The organism is Corynebacterium afermentans subsp. afermentans (assembly GCF_030408355.1).
Taxonomy (GTDB): Bacteria; Actinomycetota; Actinomycetes; order Mycobacteriales; family Mycobacteriaceae; genus Corynebacterium; species Corynebacterium afermentans.
This window is the reverse complement of record NZ_CP046606.1, coordinates 818,599-835,051: the sequence shown is the minus strand read 5'-3', so window position 1 is coordinate 835,051 and position 16,453 is coordinate 818,599. Positions and strand designations below refer to the sequence as shown.

General features: G+C 61.9%; 14 protein-coding genes and 1 pseudogene. 4 read left to right on the top strand and 11 right to left on the bottom strand.

Translation table 11 applies throughout. From position 1 onward, the window contains the following. Window positions 1-1,489: 1,489 nt before the first annotated feature. Complete coding sequence (locus CAFEA_RS03970; RefSeq protein ID WP_200803047.1) at window positions 1,490-2,794, top strand: coiled-coil domain-containing protein; 1,305 nt, start codon at window positions 1,490-1,492, stop codon at window positions 2,792-2,794. A 684-nt stretch (window positions 2,795-3,478) separates the two neighbouring features. On the opposite strand, the gene CAFEA_RS03965 is transcribed toward CAFEA_RS03970, so the two are convergent. The 6 genes from CAFEA_RS03965 to CAFEA_RS03940 all read right to left on the bottom strand — a co-directional run bounded on the left by CAFEA_RS03965 (window position 3,479) and on the right by CAFEA_RS03940 (window position 7,471). Then, window positions 3,479-4,099: a hypothetical protein gene (locus tag CAFEA_RS03965; RefSeq protein ID WP_063938431.1), complete on the bottom strand. Its 621-nt coding sequence runs from the start codon at window positions 4,097-4,099 to the stop codon at window positions 3,479-3,481. 160 nt (window positions 4,100-4,259) lie between these two features. Further along, on the bottom strand, window positions 4,260-4,685 hold the full coding sequence (locus CAFEA_RS03960; RefSeq protein WP_063938429.1) for a single-stranded DNA-binding protein: 426 nt from the start codon (window positions 4,683-4,685) through the stop codon (window positions 4,260-4,262). Between the two features lie 91 nt (window positions 4,686-4,776). Beyond that, window positions 4,777-4,920, bottom strand: a complete 144-nt coding sequence (locus CAFEA_RS03955) for a hypothetical protein (protein ID WP_172796730.1) — start codon at window positions 4,918-4,920, stop codon at window positions 4,777-4,779. A 159-nt stretch (window positions 4,921-5,079) separates the two neighbouring features. Continuing rightward, window positions 5,080-6,105: a DUF4192 domain-containing protein gene (locus CAFEA_RS03950; protein WP_063938427.1), complete on the bottom strand. Its 1,026-nt coding sequence runs from the start codon at window positions 6,103-6,105 to the stop codon at window positions 5,080-5,082. 171 nt (window positions 6,106-6,276) lie between these two features. Continuing rightward, a complete protein-coding gene (locus CAFEA_RS03945) occupies window positions 6,277-6,849 on the bottom strand; it encodes a recombinase family protein (RefSeq protein WP_038589516.1) in 573 nt (190 codons plus the stop codon). Window positions 6,850-6,865: 16 nt separating this feature from the next. Then, entirely contained in the window at window positions 6,866-7,471 is a 606-nt protein-coding gene (locus tag CAFEA_RS03940; RefSeq protein WP_253705001.1) for an HNH endonuclease, read from the bottom strand. Between the two features lie 25 nt (window positions 7,472-7,496). On the opposite strand from CAFEA_RS03940, the pseudogene CAFEA_RS03935 reads away from it, so the two are divergent. After that, a pseudogene (locus tag CAFEA_RS03935) lies at window positions 7,497-7,619 on the top strand (IS3-like element IS1206 family transposase); the annotation flags it as partial. Between the two features lie 133 nt (window positions 7,620-7,752). Here CAFEA_RS03935 and CAFEA_RS03930 read toward each other — a convergent pair. From CAFEA_RS03930 to ychF, 5 genes are all read right to left on the bottom strand, one after another. Beyond that, window positions 7,753-8,487: an ATP-binding cassette domain-containing protein gene (locus CAFEA_RS03930; protein ID WP_051904781.1), complete on the bottom strand. Its 735-nt coding sequence runs from the start codon at window positions 8,485-8,487 to the stop codon at window positions 7,753-7,755. Beyond that, the gene (locus tag CAFEA_RS03925; protein ID WP_253705000.1) at window positions 8,474-10,258 is read right to left on the bottom strand and encodes a bacteriocin-associated integral membrane family protein; all 1,785 of its coding nucleotides are present in this window, start codon (window positions 10,256-10,258) and stop codon (window positions 8,474-8,476) included. The genes CAFEA_RS03930 and CAFEA_RS03925 overlap by 14 nt, the downstream gene beginning before the upstream one ends. 227 nt (window positions 10,259-10,485) lie before the next feature. Then, window positions 10,486-10,911, bottom strand: coding sequence for a lactococcin 972 family bacteriocin (locus CAFEA_RS03920; RefSeq protein ID WP_253704999.1), 426 nt, complete (start codon window positions 10,909-10,911; stop codon window positions 10,486-10,488). Window positions 10,912-11,275: 364 nt separating this feature from the next. Continuing rightward, complete coding sequence (locus CAFEA_RS03915) at window positions 11,276-12,787, bottom strand: recombinase family protein (RefSeq protein WP_063938425.1); 1,512 nt, start codon at window positions 12,785-12,787, stop codon at window positions 11,276-11,278. Between the two features lie 18 nt (window positions 12,788-12,805). Continuing rightward, entirely contained in the window at window positions 12,806-13,894 is a 1,089-nt protein-coding gene (ychF, locus tag CAFEA_RS03910; RefSeq protein WP_063938423.1) for a redox-regulated ATPase YchF, read from the bottom strand. Between the two features lie 94 nt (window positions 13,895-13,988). Between ychF and CAFEA_RS03905 the strand changes: the two genes are divergently transcribed. Beyond that, window positions 13,989-15,368, top strand: a complete 1,380-nt coding sequence (locus CAFEA_RS03905; RefSeq protein ID WP_253704997.1) for an AI-2E family transporter — start codon at window positions 13,989-13,991, stop codon at window positions 15,366-15,368. Window positions 15,369-15,399: 31 nt separating this feature from the next. Further along, a complete protein-coding gene (locus CAFEA_RS03900; RefSeq protein ID WP_063938419.1) occupies window positions 15,400-16,446 on the top strand; it encodes a DNA recombination protein RmuC in 1,047 nt (348 codons plus the stop codon). Window positions 16,447-16,453 lie beyond the last annotated feature (7 nt).

The following is a 16,453-nucleotide window of genomic DNA, read 5'->3' as shown; positions in this document are numbered from 1 at the left end:
GCGGCGTGACGACGTACAGCCGTCACGTTTGATGTCGCCACACACCCCGCTCGCAAGGGCGGGGTTTTCGCGTGTGTGCGGGTGGCTGCGGCACCGCTACACGTGACACTGTCACGATGCTTGCGCCGGTATCGGCGACGGGGCATATACACGTCTGCCCCGTCGCCTGGATCATCCGCCACATGGCTGGCGGTATGTCGCGCTGCTGTTATGCGCGGTTCTGGCCGGCATAGTCTTGTGTGGACTTGAAATATGCCGAAGACGGGGCCGTGGGTGCAGCAAAGACAGCAGCGTGGACAGAGCAGATTTCAGCAGCTGTGCTGCTGAAGATGCAACCGCGACGGCAAGTAATATGCGGCGGACGCCGCATCATGGACGCGCCGTGAGATACGCCAATATCCATCTCGGCAGGCTTGCCGTGATGGAGCGTTTCGTGATGACCCAAACACGACACATCGATGCTGGTATATCCGAATGTATATCAACGAGATATATCGGATTGTCGGCAGTGTCGTAATGCAGAGCATGGGTCATCACACAAGGTGCAGCGCCAGCTGCACTATTGGGCACCTTGACCGGAGCGCAGCGGAGGGAAAGGTAGACCCAGCCAGACCGAGCGAGCGAGGTCTGAGTCTGGGGCTATAAGGGGCGGCGCGCCAGCGCCGGGCACCGGGTTATGCGAGCGCCTGCGAGCAGTAATACCCGGTGCAGTGCCTCGGCTATGCCGAGCGCCGGAGCGCAGCGGAGGCGTCGCACCCCCTTATGCCCTTTTCCCCCTTCTACCCCTATAACGACAAACATATAGGGGTTTTGACACAGAAGGGGGCTGCGACCTGCGTGTTTCGGGTTGTAACGTGGTCTTCGACCCTTACCCGAAACGGCCCGTTGATGCGCGAAGCGCACATGGTGCCTACGCAAAATCTGCAGGTCGCCACGCTGTGCGCACCACATGCGGCGTCAGCCGTTGTATGTCGGTCTTAAAGTAAGGGCCGATGACGGGTGGAAACGCCGCTTGCGGCGTGTTCCCGCGTCATCGAGACACCTGCAGCGAGCCTGCGAGCGCAAGGTGTCTAACCGCACGGCAAGACCGACATCGCCTACGTGGTGCGCACAGCCACACCCTGCACAGCGATACCGCCGTCAGGCGGTCATTGCAGGGTGTTCCAAATCCCGCAGCGAGCCATCCGCCGCCAGGCGGTGTTGATGCTGCTGCGGGGCCAACGACACGGGCTGAGTAACACACTTCATATCGGCCCGTGCCACAAGCACAGTATCGGTGCAGACGCATCACGCTCGCGGCGGCCATATGCGCGACAGCGCATGTGATGAGCACCGCCAGCGACGTGTGTTTCGCGAGCGCCCGCTCGCAGCAGATCCAGCGGCAGCTGTTGATGCAAATGTGTAGCGCCGCGACTCGATAAGGCTGCCCTGAGGCCACGCCTGTACGGCCCTGTGGCGGCTTCACACGCTTCGGATGGACGGAGTGCGCGTGCAGAAGAACAGTTTCGAGACGTCGCTGTTCGTCGTGGATCTGCCGAAGTCGATGTGCAAGGAGATCCCCGACTACTACACCAGTGAGGTGGACGGGCGCGAAGTGAAACGTCCGCGCTATGTCGCCCGCGACTACGAAGAAGCAAAGAAGTACCCCGAAGAGTCAATGCGTTGGCTCGCCGAGAACTTCATTCCCGGCGGTATCGACGCAGTCGCCGGCGGGGACATGAACTTTGACGAATCAACGCCACACATCCAGTTCCAGGCCGACACCCTCTCCCGTCACCCGGACAAGCCCGGTACGCTACGTTGCCGCCCCGGCATCGCGTACAACACTGACACCTCCGTGCGGTACAAAGACGGCCCGAAGAAGGGCAAGCAGATATCGGGCCAACAGAAGTTCATCGATGCACAGCGAGGGCTTCGTGAACACATGCACTCGTTGGGTTATCCGGTCGAGCTGGAAGTCTCTGAACGACACGACGAGTCGCTGAACCTCGACCGCTACACCGAGCAGCAAAATCGGGAGCGTGATCTCGCGAACCGAGAGAACGAAGTGGAACTCAAGCACCGTTCGGTACAGCGCGACATGAACGCGATCGAGTGTGATCGCGAGCAGGCAGCAAAAGAACTCAAGCAGGCCCAAGAAGCCAACGAGAAAGCGCAAAGTGTGCTGCAGCACGCCGAAGAACAGGCCCGCGCTGTTGCTGAGCGCGCACTTCGTGAATCACGCGAGAAAGCCGAGCAGGACGCCGAACAGACCATGGGCCTTGCCGAAGCGCAAGCAGACGAGCTGCTCGAACGAGCCGAAGAGACTGCACGGGCCAAGGCGGGCGAGATTACAGCCGCAGCTCGCAGCGAAGCGGAGTCGATCACACGTGAAGCCGACGAGGCCCGTAAGCAGGCTGAGCGCGACGCCGAAACAATCCGCAGCGAAGCACGAGATGAGGCCACGAGCATCCGCGACGAGGCCACACGCGACGCTGCAGTAACGCGCAAGGATGCCCGCGATGAGGCTGATCAGATCCGCCGCAACGCGCACACGGACGCCGAAGATGAAGCCGCCATCATCATCGAAGAAGCGGTGAAGTCAGGACAACAGTTGGAGCACTTGGATAAGAAGTTCCTGGTGCAAGAACTGCATCGCAGCCCAGAGTTGCTTGAGCGTTACACGCTGTTCAGGCAGTCGCAGACCTCAGGCAAGAAGGGCGGGGCGCAGCAGCGTGCACGCGAGCGCATCGAGAAGCGCCGCCACCAGCGGGAGCAACAGCAGCGTGATCGTGATGGCGGTATGGAGTTGTAGCGCTGCTCTCCCCTGCCCTGTATGGCCTTCTGCGGGCCTAACAGGGTGCCGTCGGCGTCGTCGGTCATCGGCGGTACGAAAACCGCTGAGATTCAGCGAAAATCCAAGAAATCTCGGCTAAGCAGGGCCAAGTGTCACTACAGTGTGCAGCGGATTGGCCTGTTAAGTGGCGGAGATAGTGCGCAGCGCGTCGGTGTGTACGACGGCGCATGTGCTGCACAGCAAACATGCCAGCACACAGACCTGCAGAATGTCGTTGTCATCCTGTTGCGCAGTAAAGGTGTCAATAGGATGACAAACCACTTCACTGCCCAATTCACATGTCATTAAAGTGACAGGGCATTTGATTGCGCAGTAAACGTGTCGATGAAATGGCTGCCCAATACACAGTGCAATCAACGTGTTAATGAAATGTCGCAGACATTACGCAGCGCAGTGAATTGTGCAGCAGAAGAGGCAGTCAATGTGCCACTGAACCGCACAACGAAACAGCACGGATGATGTGCAGCACATTGGCGCGTGAAATGCACCGTGAAATGTCAGCGCACCTAGAGCTGCACCACCGCTACTCCCCCCGCGACGTCCGTACGACGACTTTGACCTGGCATAGACATAGAGAAAGCGCTGGGTGTTGCTCCCAGCGCTTTGCTTGTGCGACCTGAACTGGTCTGTTGTTGTCAGTCGTTACTTCACAACCGGGGTGAGGACTGCAAGACCGCTTGAAGGAACTCGCTTCTGGTCGTCCTTGGGGTCGTGAGCCGTGAGGTAGACGGTAACGCGGCCTCCGCCTCGGACATCGAGAGTACGCTCAACGACCTGACCGGCCGGGACAGTAAACGTGCCAAGGAGTTGCCCGTCTCGCTCGACCGTAACCTTGCCGGTTCCACCTGAGTTCGGGATCGTATCAACCCAAGCCGCCTTGAGATTCAGAGTTCTCGCGGTGTCTGCCACGTGATACTTCTTGAAAGTGACTCGACCGCCGCCTTCACCGTCAGTGGAGAGTATTGACTTCTCGTATTCCTTGCCGTTCACGGTCACCCCCATCCCCGACTTAATCTTCCTATCGTGGAAGCTAGTGGGATTGTCCGTCAGGTACTTCACCCCTGCAGCACCCGGCTTCGAGTAACCACCCTGCGAGTTAGTCGTGCCGCCGTTATCGGCACCGCCGATGTTGCTGGAGCCGCCTTCGAGGCTTGGGACGAGAAGGCCGATCGCGGTTGCAAGGGCGACGATGGCGCCTACTACGGCTGGGATGAGTTCCTGGAAGTCTTTCAGCATCCGAGTGAGTTCGCGAGCATCAGGCACGATACATCTTCCTTTCAGAGAAGATAGTGAGAAGCAATGACGTACTCATCTAAGCATGAATGTTTGTGTTCAGTTGGGTAAGGCCGTGAAAGAGCTGGATCAACACCGTGAAATAGTTGAAAAAAAATAACCCCGCAGGTTTCCCTGCGGGGTGTCGTCGTTAGAACGGTACTTCTTCGCCCTCAGCGCCAGCCAGGGCGGCGGTCGCCGCCTCGCCTCCACGACGGGCAGCGCGAGCAGCGGACTCCTTCTTGGAATCGATCAGCTGCACCGTGTCGATGCGTGCGACCAGCGGGTAGTGCTTCACACCGTCCTTGTCGGTGTAGACGTCGGTTTTCAGCGAGTAGCTCACCGCGACGCGGTCGCCGGAGCCGATGCAGCCGAACACGCCAGGGTTCGCGGCATCCTGGACGTAGCCGGTCAGCTCCACGATCTCGCTTTCCACCTTGCCGGTGGTCTTGTTCTTGAAGGTGTTGCGCGCATAGACGCTGAGCTTCACCGTCGCACCGCCGTTTGCGTGCTCGAACAGCTTCGGTGCGCGAGCTGCGTTGCCGACGATGGTGCCGTTGTTGAAGGGGTTGGACACGATGGTTCTCCTTACGTGAGTGGGTGTGAATTGCCGTGCAATTTGGGTGTTGAAGCAGCTGCTTTGCTGCTGCGGGGTGGTTGCGCTGTCGTTACAGCACTGCCCAAGGCAGCGGTGTGCCTGCCGCCTCTAGGTCGCGCAGTTCTTGCGCTGCGCCCGGATCGGCGTCCTCGCCGTCGACGCCGTCGGCGAGCTGGTAGAGCAGTTCCAGGTCGGTGTGGGTGATGTCGCGCATCACGTGCCTCCTTGTTCGGATTGATGGTCAATCCGTCTGTTGGAGACAGCTCTGCTGTCTAGGGGGTTCTCCCCCGCCCCGCTAGGTGTGCATCTCTGCAGGCCACGGCCCCGCGAGAAAAAGAAACCCCGTTGCATCGCTGCAACGGGGTGTGTGGTGCTACTCGGCCGCAAACAAGATCGTGCGGGTCTTCTCGGCGCCTTCGCGGACAAGCTCGACCATCCGCTCGCCTTGGCCGATGTCGGTCAGCTTCGCGACCAACGACGGGAAGTTCTCGTCTGGCCCGATCTCGGTGGCTCGCTGCGCAGCCACGCCAGCTAGCCCCGGCTGGCCTGTGGCGTGGGCGAGCACGGCAACGGTGGCGGTGAGCTGCGCACGCATCCCCGGCCAGCTGGTCGGGACAGCGCGCATAACCTTCTCTATGAACGCAAGGCCCGCCTGCGGTTCATCGAGCAGCGCGGCAAGCAGCGTATCCCGCAAGCGCGGCGTGGTGAAGCATTTCAGCGCAGATCGAACAGCGCGAGTGCTCGGCTGGGTGATCCCTGCCGCCGCCTGCTCGTATTCACGCTGCAGCATGTCGGAGAACATCGGCGGGATATACGCCAGCGCGTCTTCGATGATGTCCGCGTGCTCGGCAGCGTCGATGCCGTGATCGGTGCTGTTCAACCGTGCCTCGATGTCGTCTTTGCTCGGCTCCGGCAGCTCGCCGGTGTGCTCTAGCATCTGCTTAAGCGCCGCCGATGCGGCGACCTCGCCGACAACGCCGTGGCGCGGCTCGTCGATGAGCGGATGCTGGTACACAGACCACCAGGCAGCCCCGGTGACGATCTCGGGCACCTGCACCACCCCGAGCAGCGGCGGTAGGTGCACTGCCCCGCTGGTGAGATACGTGGCGGTTTCGTCGAAGATCGGTTGCGCAATGTCATCGCTGATCATGTACGCGATAACAGCGTCGAGTTCGAGGTGGTGGACCCACGCTGCGAACCGCTCGCGGCTCTCGGTGAGCTTCTCCACGGCCTCGTCCAGGTCGAACCGTGCGACCGGGCCGAGGCGAACGGTGTCGACGCCCTCGTCGTCGACGAAGAACGCGAGGATCAGCGAGTTGTTCGGGTAGAACCCGAGGATGCCGGGGAGGTTCGCGAGGATCTCGCCGTGGGATGCAAGCGTGTGGGAATGAGTGGACATTGCAGTGCTCCTTTGCACGAATACGGGGTGTACGTGGTCAATCCCGTATTCGGCCCGGCTCTGCCGGTCGCAGGCGTATCCCAGCAGTGCAGTGCCTATCTGCGCCGAGCGTCGCTAGCGCAGCCCGATGCTTCGCTTGCCGGGTGCGGGCGCTAGCGACGCAGCCTGTGATTAAGCGTCGGCTTCGATGCGCTTGAGAGCGCGATAGATCGTCGGCCGCGAGACGTTGAATGTCCTGCCTACTGCGCTGAGGGACTTGCCGCCCTCGATAAGCTCCTTAGCGATCTGGGCCTGCTCAGCGCTGAGCTTCGGCTTCGGGCCGGCGACCCTGCCCTGTGCGCGGGCGTGCGCCACGCCTTCACGGGTGCGCTGGACAAGCAGGTCACGCTCCCACTCGGCAAGACTTGCCATGACGTTGATGACCACCTTGTCGGTGGGCTTCGACGTGTCCAGCGCTGGCTCCAACACCTTGACGTTGATGTCGCGCTCGGCGAGGTCAGCGATGGTGTTCACGGTGTCCGCGAGGCTGCGGCCGAGCCTGTCCAAGCGTGTGACAACGAGCGTGTCGTCGGGGCGCATGTACGCCAGCGCGTCATCGAGGCCAGGCCGTTGCCATTTCGTGCCGGAGATGGTGTCTGAGTAGATGTGCTGAGGGTCGCAACCAGCGTCGATCAGGGCGTCGCGCTGGGTGTCGAGTGACTGCCCCTGCTTCGAGGTGGAAACGCGGGCGTAACCGATGAGCATGGTTAGTCACCTGCTCCTATGCGTTACCTTTGGCACGGTTGTGGGACTTGCAGAGCAGCTCGCAGTTGCTTTCCTCGGTCTTGCCGCCCTTCGACCAGGCGGCGACGTGATCGGCGTCCATATCCTTGAGCGGCCAGATCTTCGCCTTGCCCCCCTCGTGACCGAGGGCGCAATACGAGCAGTTCGAGACACCGTTCTTCTCGGCGGCGTCTGTCTGGCGCTTGTACACGCGCTTTTTGACGGCCTCAGTGAAGACACGCACGCTAAGCAGCCGCGTCTCTTTCTTGCCGCCGAGAAGGTACTCGTAGATACCCTTCTTCGACTGAACCTGCGAGTCGGAAAGCAACTCGCGTGCTTCGGCGGTCATCTCTGTTGCGTCGTAGCCCTTGTCGCCGTACTGCTCATAGAGCTTGTTCCATGCGATTCCACGCATGGAACTGTCCGTCATCTTGAACACGCTTGCGGCCCAGTCGATGACGGTGGTGAAGTACGTCTGCAGTTCATTGCAGTCGTCGTCATCGCGGTGCTTAGCCATGTAGTTGTCGATACTCACGCCGTCACGCTGAGCGATCCAGTCGAGGGCGACTTCAAGCACCTCCTGGCGGGCGGGTTCACCGCGCACGAAATTCGACCACTTCGACATCAGTCGCCAAGAAGTCTTCCGGTGGTGCATGCGCTACAACACCCGCAGACGGCACTCCTGGTGCAACGTTCTAGCCCCCAATGACTTCGAAGCACTCACATCAGCTACGCTGACCCAAGCAGCATAGCTAACCCCCGACGTGTCTACTTTCCGGGGGTCAGGCCCGTGCTCGACAACCCCAGCGGACTCAACGCCCACGCCAGCGTCGCGGACCATGCGGCCGGGTACCGGAAGGTGGCCAAGGCCGCGGGCATCGCGATTTAATCCCGCGCAGAGCCGGAGACTGTGACCTGGCGATCATTGATGCGCAAGGTGCTGTCAGCAGCAGCAATAACTGCGGCATCGTGCGTGGCGGCCAGAACGAGTGCGCCCCCGTCCGCAGCTCGCCGCAGGAGCGCGATAACTTGGTCGCGGTTAGTGGGGTCGAGGGAGGCGGTCGGCTCGTCAGCGAACACATAAGCCGCGCCGCGGAGCAGGGCTCGGGCGATCGCCAGCCGCTGCTGCTCGCCTCCGCTGAGAATAGCTGCCGGCCCGTCGAAGGGGACATCAAGACCGACTTCGCCGAGGGAGTGCAGCAATTCTTCTTTGGAGTATTGCTTCCTGGATAGCCCGAGGGTGAGGTTATCTTCGCAGCTTAGTTCGGGAATGATTCCGTGGTCTTGGTGGATTATCGCTGCGCGTTCTCGCCAGAACCTCCGCCTCCGCTTCATCCTCCACGCGGAGGCATTCTCACCGTCTATCCGGAGGAGGCCGTCCGCCGGCGGCAGGAGCCCGGCCAAGGTGTTGAGCAGCAAAGTCTTTCCGGAACCGCTGGCTCCACAGATGGCGACAAAGCCTGGCCCGGGTAGGGAAAACGTTGCATTTTCCACGAGGGACTTCTTCACCATCCGCGTGCTGCGCCCCACAGAAAAAGTCGACTCCGCGGCGAGACAGAGATGAGAGGTGGAAATCTCCGGCGGCAGAGTGGGGGACTGACTGGGGCTAGCCAATGACATTGTGACTCCTAGGGGAGGCGGACATGTGCTGAGAAATACTGAGACGGACAAAACCGAGGTAGACGATTAAGACAAGGCAGCTTAGCGCGGTGAAGGTGTAGAGGAACGGGTTGGGAAGCAGTAGCGGAGCCAGGACGGACAATATGACGACAACTGTCAGGCTGACCAGTTGGCTTTTGAATAGTCGCCACATCGTTTTGTCCGGTGATTGCCCAGCGCTGTGGAGGAGTACCAGGAGGCGACGGTGAACTCGGAGCTGGATGCGCGTCTGGACTATCAAGGCCGCAAGCGTGGCGAGCAAAGCTCCGAGGGCGCTCAGGATACTCAGCCAGAACAGCGCCGTGCTGGCTACTAGTTCGGCCAGACCGCGATCGGCGGCGCGTACCGGGTAGACGTAGCCTTCGAGGCCGGCAGCGGTAAGTTCTGGACCCAGTTCCGAGAAATCCGCGAAGAGCAAATTTTTACTCGAAGCTGTGGAGCTTAGGAAGTCTGCGTCGAAGCCGGATAGATCGTCCGTTTCAAGCACGTAAAAACAATCGCCGGGAACCAGTTCCCCCGACATTGTTCCACTAATGAATCCGACCGCATGATCGGCACTGACCGGACCAATTTGCGCAGATTTAAGGAGCAGGTCGCCGGATTCCTGAGCCCACAGATCCACGGAAGCTGCGAAATGCTCTTGGGCTGCGGAATAGTCGACCGAGTGGTTGTCGTCTCCGGGACGGAACTGATAATCCTGCAGATCGTGCCATTGGCGGTTGGCAAGTGCCACGGGGCAGGAGTCCGGCACACCGGTAGCTTCTTTCGGCAAAGTATGGCTGAGGACAGCCCCGTGCTCCCGTTCCCAGCTGAGCGCGAAGTCGCGGAAGTTCTGCTGCACACTGGGCGGCAAGAGCTCGCCTTCTTCCACGCGGCCAGCAGGGCCGTCGAAGTTGGCTGAAAAATGCAAGGCTCCAAACTCCGCGAGAGATTTCCAGGTCTGTTGGGCCTCGGATTCCTGCTGGTAGGAGCGGAGCGCAGCCGCCGAGCTAAGACCCGCTGCTACAAAGGTCACGCAGGTAAAGACCGAAATTACTTTCAGCGCTTTTCCCGCCGCCTTCTCTGCGGGGGCACGCTGCCCCAGCAGCGCTACTGCGCGGCGCAACAATGGGGCGGTGACGGCTACGGCCAAACCGGTGGTAGCCAGGGCCAAGCCTATCCCGGCGGCGTAGAACCTGAGGAACAGGAGGGCAAAAGAATAGCTCCCTTGGCGGGCGAGGAATGTACTCGCAAGGCCAATGAGAACTAGGTGCGGGAGGATGACAAAGGTCCATTGCCGCCAATTGCCTTTTTGACTGCGGTGCCCGCCATTTATTGTGCGCAGCGCTGCCAATCTAAGACCGGAAACCCGAAGAACAAATACCAGGGCAAAAAGGGAAACGACAAATAGAAACAGGATCGCCACCAACGCGGGCAGGCGGAATACGACCGATTGGATGAGGTGAAGGAACTGCGTCTTTTCGCTTAGCCTGAGCCCGTCATTCCTGGCCGATTCGTAGAAGTGGTTCGCATTGCCACCCGTTGCTTTGGGAACCAAGACGTAGTCACCGTGGTAATCCAGCGACCCAAGCTCACTGGCCGCTTGGCTCAAGGCATCCGGCCGGTTGAGCCGGGGAATGCGTTCCGGTGCTGGATAATTTTGCTCCAGCGGGATGAAAACCTCGTGGGAAGTCCCGCTTGCGTCATCGGTGCCAGTCAGCCGGTAGATGAAGTAGCCGTTCTGCTCGGCCAATGAAACCAGTGAGTTACGGATTACCGTCGGTGCGTAGTCTGACTCAAGTTCCTCCGCGAGTGAAGTCTTAGGCTCGACGTAGTCAAGACTAAAGGTTGATTCGACCCCTAAGGACAAGGGCTTGGTGGAGTCAACCAGGGCTGTCAGCAGCCACCCAGTAGTCGCGATGACTGCAGCAAGAAGTAGGCTCAAAAGCCCAAGTACTAGGGGTCGAATGCGCATGAGTTCTAGCAGAAGTCGTAGTAGTAGCTGTCCTTAGTGCCCGGCAAATTCGTTGCCCAAAGCTCGGCGATCGACTTCTGGCCGCCGCGGGTGTTGATGCTTCGTTGCGTTCTGTCGTTGACGGTCACAGTCGAAGTATGGCACCGATTCACGGTGAAATAAGAACGCGCCTTAGCGTCCCAGAATCCGTACTCCCAGGTACCGCCACCTGCAGGGTAGCGAACTTTCCGGCCGACAGATGCCCAGTAGGTTGTGATGGCTGGTGCTGCCTCGCCGAGTAGCTCGGCCATCACACCGGAAGCAAAGCCTCCCTTGGCGCCGTGGTCTTGGAATTCTTCTGCGGAAGCAACGGCTGAGTTAGATACGGAAACGCTCAGAGCAGCGGCAATCAGCAGCGCTGCAAACTGCCGAGTGCGCTTTTTGGGGGTCATAACAGTCTCCTTTGAGAGAGGAAATGAGGCGGGATTGCCTCAAAAGGGAGACTATCCTAAGTGAATACAAATGGGAATAGAACCAGTTTTCTAATTATATTGGTACTTTTCACAGGCCTTAGGCTCGGGAGGGCGTTGGTTGTCCTTGGTCCGCTATGTCTTGGATTCACCCCGTACGGAGTGGGGTTGCCCGCAACACGCCCTTTCGTCCTTGCTCTCTTCTGACGTCATCCTCGCCAACGTCAGCTGCGCGAAACTCCTGCCTAGTTTCGCACGCCGCAAGCGCACGGTGTCGTGCGCTTGCTTAGGCCGCCCCTAAGGCGCAGCACATGCGCGCGATTGTTGACGTGTCACACACTGCAACCTAGTTCCACACGATCTGCACCGATTCAGGGTTGAAGGTCTTGGTGCCGCGCACGCCACGGCGCAGGCGCACCTGGCACAGGGTGTTGATGACTCGACGCTGCACGGCAAGCTCTGCGTTGTCGAAGGCGTCCACGGGCGAGGCGTAGCCGGTTGTGTCGAGCAGCGCCGATGCGCCAGCAAGGCGGGCACGGCGCGTTTCGAGTTTCTCGATCTGCGGCTCATAACGGTTTCGCGCGCGCTTGAGGTCACGGGCCTCGATAAGCTCCTCGTCGTAGTCAGCCTGGACGCGGGCGAGCTTTGCGCGAAGCTCAGCGAGTTCGTCGTCGATGGCGTCGACCTCGTCGTCATCCGCAGTTGGCAACAGGTCTGCTAGGTCGTCACGGCCAAGGCGGGCGCGGATCACGGCGAGCACAAAATCATCGACGCTGTGAGTGCGCACTAAGCCACAGGCCGCGCAGCGGTAGCGGTCGGCATGCGTGTGCACGGGGTTGCCACACTCGTCGCAGACATACAGACCCGAACCGAGATGGCGGCGAGTGTTCCGGCGCTCCTTGTTTGTCAGCCGGTCGGGATCATCGAGCACGTTTTGCACACGCCACCACAAATCGGGTGTGACGATCGGCTCCCACTGCCCTTTCACCGGCTCGCCGGTATCGGGGTCGCGGACGATATGCGTGACACGGCGGTATTTGTTCTTCACGCCTTTGCGCTTGGCCTTCTTATAGGTGGAGTAACCGGCATACACGGGGTTGCGCAGGATCGAGTGCAACGACGTGTAAGCCCACGGCTGCGCGTCGGGAACCGACTTTTCTTCCTGGCCAGCAGCGCGACGGCGTGCGTTGCGCTCTGTGATCACGGTGTGCATATGGCGCGGCGTGGTCGGAATGTCCGGCAAGCCCGGTTGATCGACCCCAGATAAGGCGCGCGCAATGTCGCGCATGGAGTTGCCCCTCTCGACAGCGCGGAACATACCGAGCACGGCGGCGGCTTCGGATGGGATGATCTCGCCGGTGGAGGTGTAGCCGATCGGGCGCACACCGCCGGAGTACCAGCGGCCCTGCTCGGCGCGCTGCTGTTGCGCACGGGATTGGCGCATGCTTTTGCGTTCGATCTCGCCGCGCGCCACGGCTGCTTTGATACGCGCGTACATTCTGCCGCCGTCGGTGGCAAGGTCAGCATCACCGTTCGCGGTGACGAGTTTCAGCCCCTGCTCTTCCGCCCTGTCGATCCACTCTTCGAGCTGCGCGGGCTGTCGTGTGAGGCGGTCGAGGTCCCAGCAAATGATCGCGTCGATCTCGCCGCGCTCAAAGGACGCCACCATCGCGTCGTAGTCGGGACGGTCCACGTCCTTCTTTGATGCAGAGATCGATTGATCGACGTAGGTATGCACGACGTCCCAGCCGCGTTGCTCGGCGAGGGCTTCGCAGTCCTGACGCTGCCGGTCGATGGCGAGGCCGTCCATGGCAGCATCTAGCGAGATACGGAGGTAAATAGCAGCACGTGTAGTCATACGCTATTCATAGCGCATTTAGGTTACATTGAAACGAAACTCCACGACGTCGCCATCGACCATGACGTAGTCCTTGCCTTCCTGGCGGACCTTGCCGGCGGCGCGGGCCTCGGCCATGGAGCCGGCCGCGTCCAGGTCGTCGAAACCGACGATCTCGGCCTTGATGAAGCCCTTTTCAAAGTCGGAGTGGATCACGCCGGCGGCCTTCGGGGCGGTGTCGCCCTTGCGGATCGTCCAGGCGCGGGCCTCCTTCGGGCCTGCGGTGAGGTAGGTCTGCAGGCCGAGGGTGTCGAAGCCGGCCTTCGCCAGGGTCTGCAGGCCCGGTTCGTCCTGGCCGACGGCGGCGAGGAGCTCGGCGGCGTCTTCGTCGTCAAGCTCCAAAAGCTCCGTCTCAGTCTGGGCATCCAGGAACACCGCCTCGGCGGGGGCGACCAGGTCGCGTAGCTCCTGCTTGCGCGCGTCGTCGGTGAGGACGTCCTCGTCGGAGTTGAACACGTAGAGGAACGGCTTCGCCGTCATCAGGTGCAGGTGGTGCAGCAGCGCAAGGTCCACTTCCCCGCCCTTGGAGGCGGCGAAGAGCGTGCGGCCGTCTTCGAGCACGGCCTGGGCCTTCTTGGCCTCCTCGGCCTGGGCGGCGATGTCCTTGTCCTTGCGGCCGTCCTTTTCCAGGCGCGGCAGGGCCTTTTCAATGGTCTGCAGGTCGGCGAGGATCAGCTCGGTGTTGATGACCTCGATGTCCGAGGACGGGTCGACTTTGCCGTCGACGTGGATGACGTTGTCGTTGGAAAACGCGCGCACGACCTGGCAGATCGCGTCCGCCTCGCGGATGTTGGCCAGAAACGCGTTGCCCATACCTTCGCCTTCGGAGGCGCCCTTGACAATGCCGGCGATGTCTACGAAGGACACCGTGGCGGGCAGCACGCGCTCCGAGTCGAAGATTTCCGCCAGGCGGTCCAGGCGCGGATCCGGCAGCTCCACCAGGCCCACGTTGGGCTCGATGGTGGCGAACGGGTAGTTCGCGGCAAGCACCTCGTTGCGCGTCAGGGCGTTAAACAGGGTGGACTTGCCAACGTTGGGCAGACCGACAATTCCAAGAGTAAGGCTCACGTCGCAACATCCTAGCGGAGGCTTGCGCGAGGTTCGGAGGGGGCCGTGAGGTGGGCCGTCGCAAAGCAAAATGCAATGGTGCACAATAGTGCGCGTGAGTGAACCGATCCAGACCCCCGTGCGCGACGACCGCGTGGACCGCAACGTTGTGTTCAACGACTGGATCGCTTCCGCGGCGAAGTTCACGCTGCGCATCCTGGTCATCGCCGTGTTTTTGTACGCGGTGGGCCAGCTCATCGGCGCGTTTTGGGCAGGCTTTTTGCCGGTCGTGCTCGCGCTCATCGTGTGCACCGTGCTCGCCCCCATCGCAGCTGCCTTACGACGCCACAGGGTCCCCTCCAGCCTCGCAGCCCTGCTGACGATGCTGTTGTTCTTCGGGGTGCTGGCGTTTATCGGCATGCTCATCGCCCCCGACCTGGTGGGGCAATCGCGCCTGTTGTATATCCAGGCGTTCGAGGGCATTCAGCGCCTGCAGCTGTGGGCGCAGGGCCCGCCGCTGAACATGGACCCGGAAAACCTCAACGAGGGCGTCAACGAGATCCAGCGGTGGATCCAGAACCAGGCGGGCGCGATCGCCGGCGGGGTGTTCTCCGGCATCAACACCGCGGCCGGGCTGTCGGTGACGCTGATGGTGCTGTTCGTGCTCACCTTCTTCTTCCTCAAGGACGGCCACCGCTTCCTGCCGTGGCTGCGCTCCGCCACCGGCGGCCGCACCGGCCTGTACCTGACGGAGCTGCTCACCCGCGCCTGGAACACCCTGTCCGGCTTCATCCGCGCGCAGGCGGTGTGCTCCCTGGTGGACGCGATCATCATCGGCACCGGCATCGCGATCGTGGGCGTGCCAATGGCGTTCACGCTCGCGCTGATCACGTTTGTGGCCGGCTTCATCCCGATCGTCGGCGCCGTGGTGGCAGGCGCGTTGGCGGTGCTGATCGCGCTGGTCACACTCGGGTTCACCAAGGCGTTGATCGTACTGGCGATCGTGCTGGCCACCCAGCAGCTGGAGGGCAACGTGCTCTCCCCCATGCTGCAGTCGCGCGCGATGAACCTGCACCCGGTGATCGTGCTGGTCTCCGTGACCGTCGGCGGCGCACTGTTCGGCCTTGTCGGCGGTTTCTTCGCGGTGCCGGCTGCGGCGATGGTCGCGGTGGCGTACCGCTACCTGCTGGAGGTGCTGCGCATCAACGCCGGCGAGCTGGGAGCGCACGACATCGAGTTCGCCACCGACGAGGGCCGCGTCATCGCGGAGATCGTGGAGAAAGAGTCCGTACACAAACGCCAGGAGTGGCGCGGCGAGCGCGAATGGGTCAACGCGCCCGTGGCGGACGAGGAAACAGACGAGCGCACCGAGCGCTTCGGCACCTCCAGCCTGCGCAAACTGCGCGACAGTGGCCTTGAACGGTTGCGCGGGTGGCAGTCCGGCGACAGCAGCAAGGACACCCCAGGCGAACATATGAGCGAACCCGAGCGTTAGCGTGTCGGGCGGGTGTGGTTGACTGCCAGCTATGTCGACCGCCACCGTGCTTTTGCTCCTCGCCACCGGCCTGCTCGCGGGCTTCATCGCCGGCGTGTTCACCGGCGCCGCCTGGATGCGCCGCTCCACCCCGCAACAGCCGCCGCAGGACCTGCGCCCAGTCGCCCGCGCGCTGAAAGACATGCGCGAGCAGCTCGAAGAGATGGACAAGCAGCAGGCCGTCTCCGCGTCCTCGCTGGCGGGCCAGGTCCAGGCGATCGGGCGCACGTCCGCACGCTTGGGCGACCGCACCGACCAGCTCATCACCGCCCTGCGCTCCCCGCAAACCCGCGGCCGCTGGGGCGAAATCCAGCTCGAGCGGGTGGTTGAGCTCGGCGGCATGCTCGAGCACGTCGACTTTGACACCCAGGAGCACATGCTTATCGACGGCTCACGTGTCCGCCCCGACATGATCATCCGCCTCACACAGGGCCGAAACATCGTCGTCGACGCGAAGGTGCCCTTCCAGGCGTATTTGGATGCGCTCGGCACCGAGGACCCGGAGGAGCGCCAGGCGTTCATGCGCCGCCACGCCCACCTGGTGCGCGCGCACGTGGACACCTTGTCGGCGAAGTCCTACATTGAGGCGTTCCAGCCCACCCCGGAGTTTGTAGTGCTGTTCGTGCCGGCGGACCCGTTTCTGGACGCCGCGCTTTCCATCGACCCCGAGCTTCTGGATTACGCCTTTGCCCGAGACGTGGTCATCGCCACCCCCACCACCCTGTTCGCGCTGCTGCGCACTGTGGCGCTGGGGTGGCGGCAGGAATCGCTGAACCACGCAGCGAAGGAGATCCAGCGCCTGGGCGGCCAGCTGCACCAGCGCCTCGCCACCATGGCGGAGCACTACAACCGGGTCGGCGCTTCGCTGGACAAGGCGGTGGAGGCGTACAACGCCACGCTGGCGTCGATGGATTCGCGCGTGATGGTCACCGCCCGCAAGCTCGAAGAGGCGCAGGTGCCGTCGCGGCGCGGCGAGGCCCCGGCACTGAAACCGGTCTCTTCGCGTGCCCGGCACGCCGCCGAGAACACCGGGGAGTAGACTCGTC

What these genes read in the sequence shown, in the direction of transcription:
- CAFEA_RS03955 (WP_172796730.1), bottom strand. Translation starts at nt 4,920, where the DNA reads ATGCGCGACATCACCCACACCGACCTGGAACTGCTCTACCAGCTCGCC.
- CAFEA_RS03950 (WP_063938427.1), bottom strand. Translation starts at nt 6,105, where the DNA reads ATGTCCACTCATTCCCACACGCTTGCATCCCACGGCGAGATCCTCGCG.
- CAFEA_RS03945 (WP_038589516.1), bottom strand. Translation starts at nt 6,849, where the DNA reads ATGCTCATCGGTTACGCCCGCGTTTCCACCTCGAAGCAGGGGCAGTCA.
- CAFEA_RS03930 (WP_051904781.1), bottom strand. Translation starts at nt 8,487, where the DNA reads ATGTCATTGGCTAGCCCCAGTCAGTCCCCCACTCTGCCGCCGGAGATT.
- CAFEA_RS03920 (WP_253704999.1), bottom strand. Translation starts at nt 10,911, where the DNA reads ATGACCCCCAAAAAGCGCACTCGGCAGTTTGCAGCGCTGCTGATTGCC.
- CAFEA_RS03915 (WP_063938425.1), bottom strand. Translation starts at nt 12,787, where the DNA reads ATGACTACACGTGCTGCTATTTACCTCCGTATCTCGCTAGATGCTGCC.
- CAFEA_RS03900 (WP_063938419.1), top strand. Translation starts at nt 15,400, where the DNA reads ATGTCGACCGCCACCGTGCTTTTGCTCCTCGCCACCGGCCTGCTCGCG.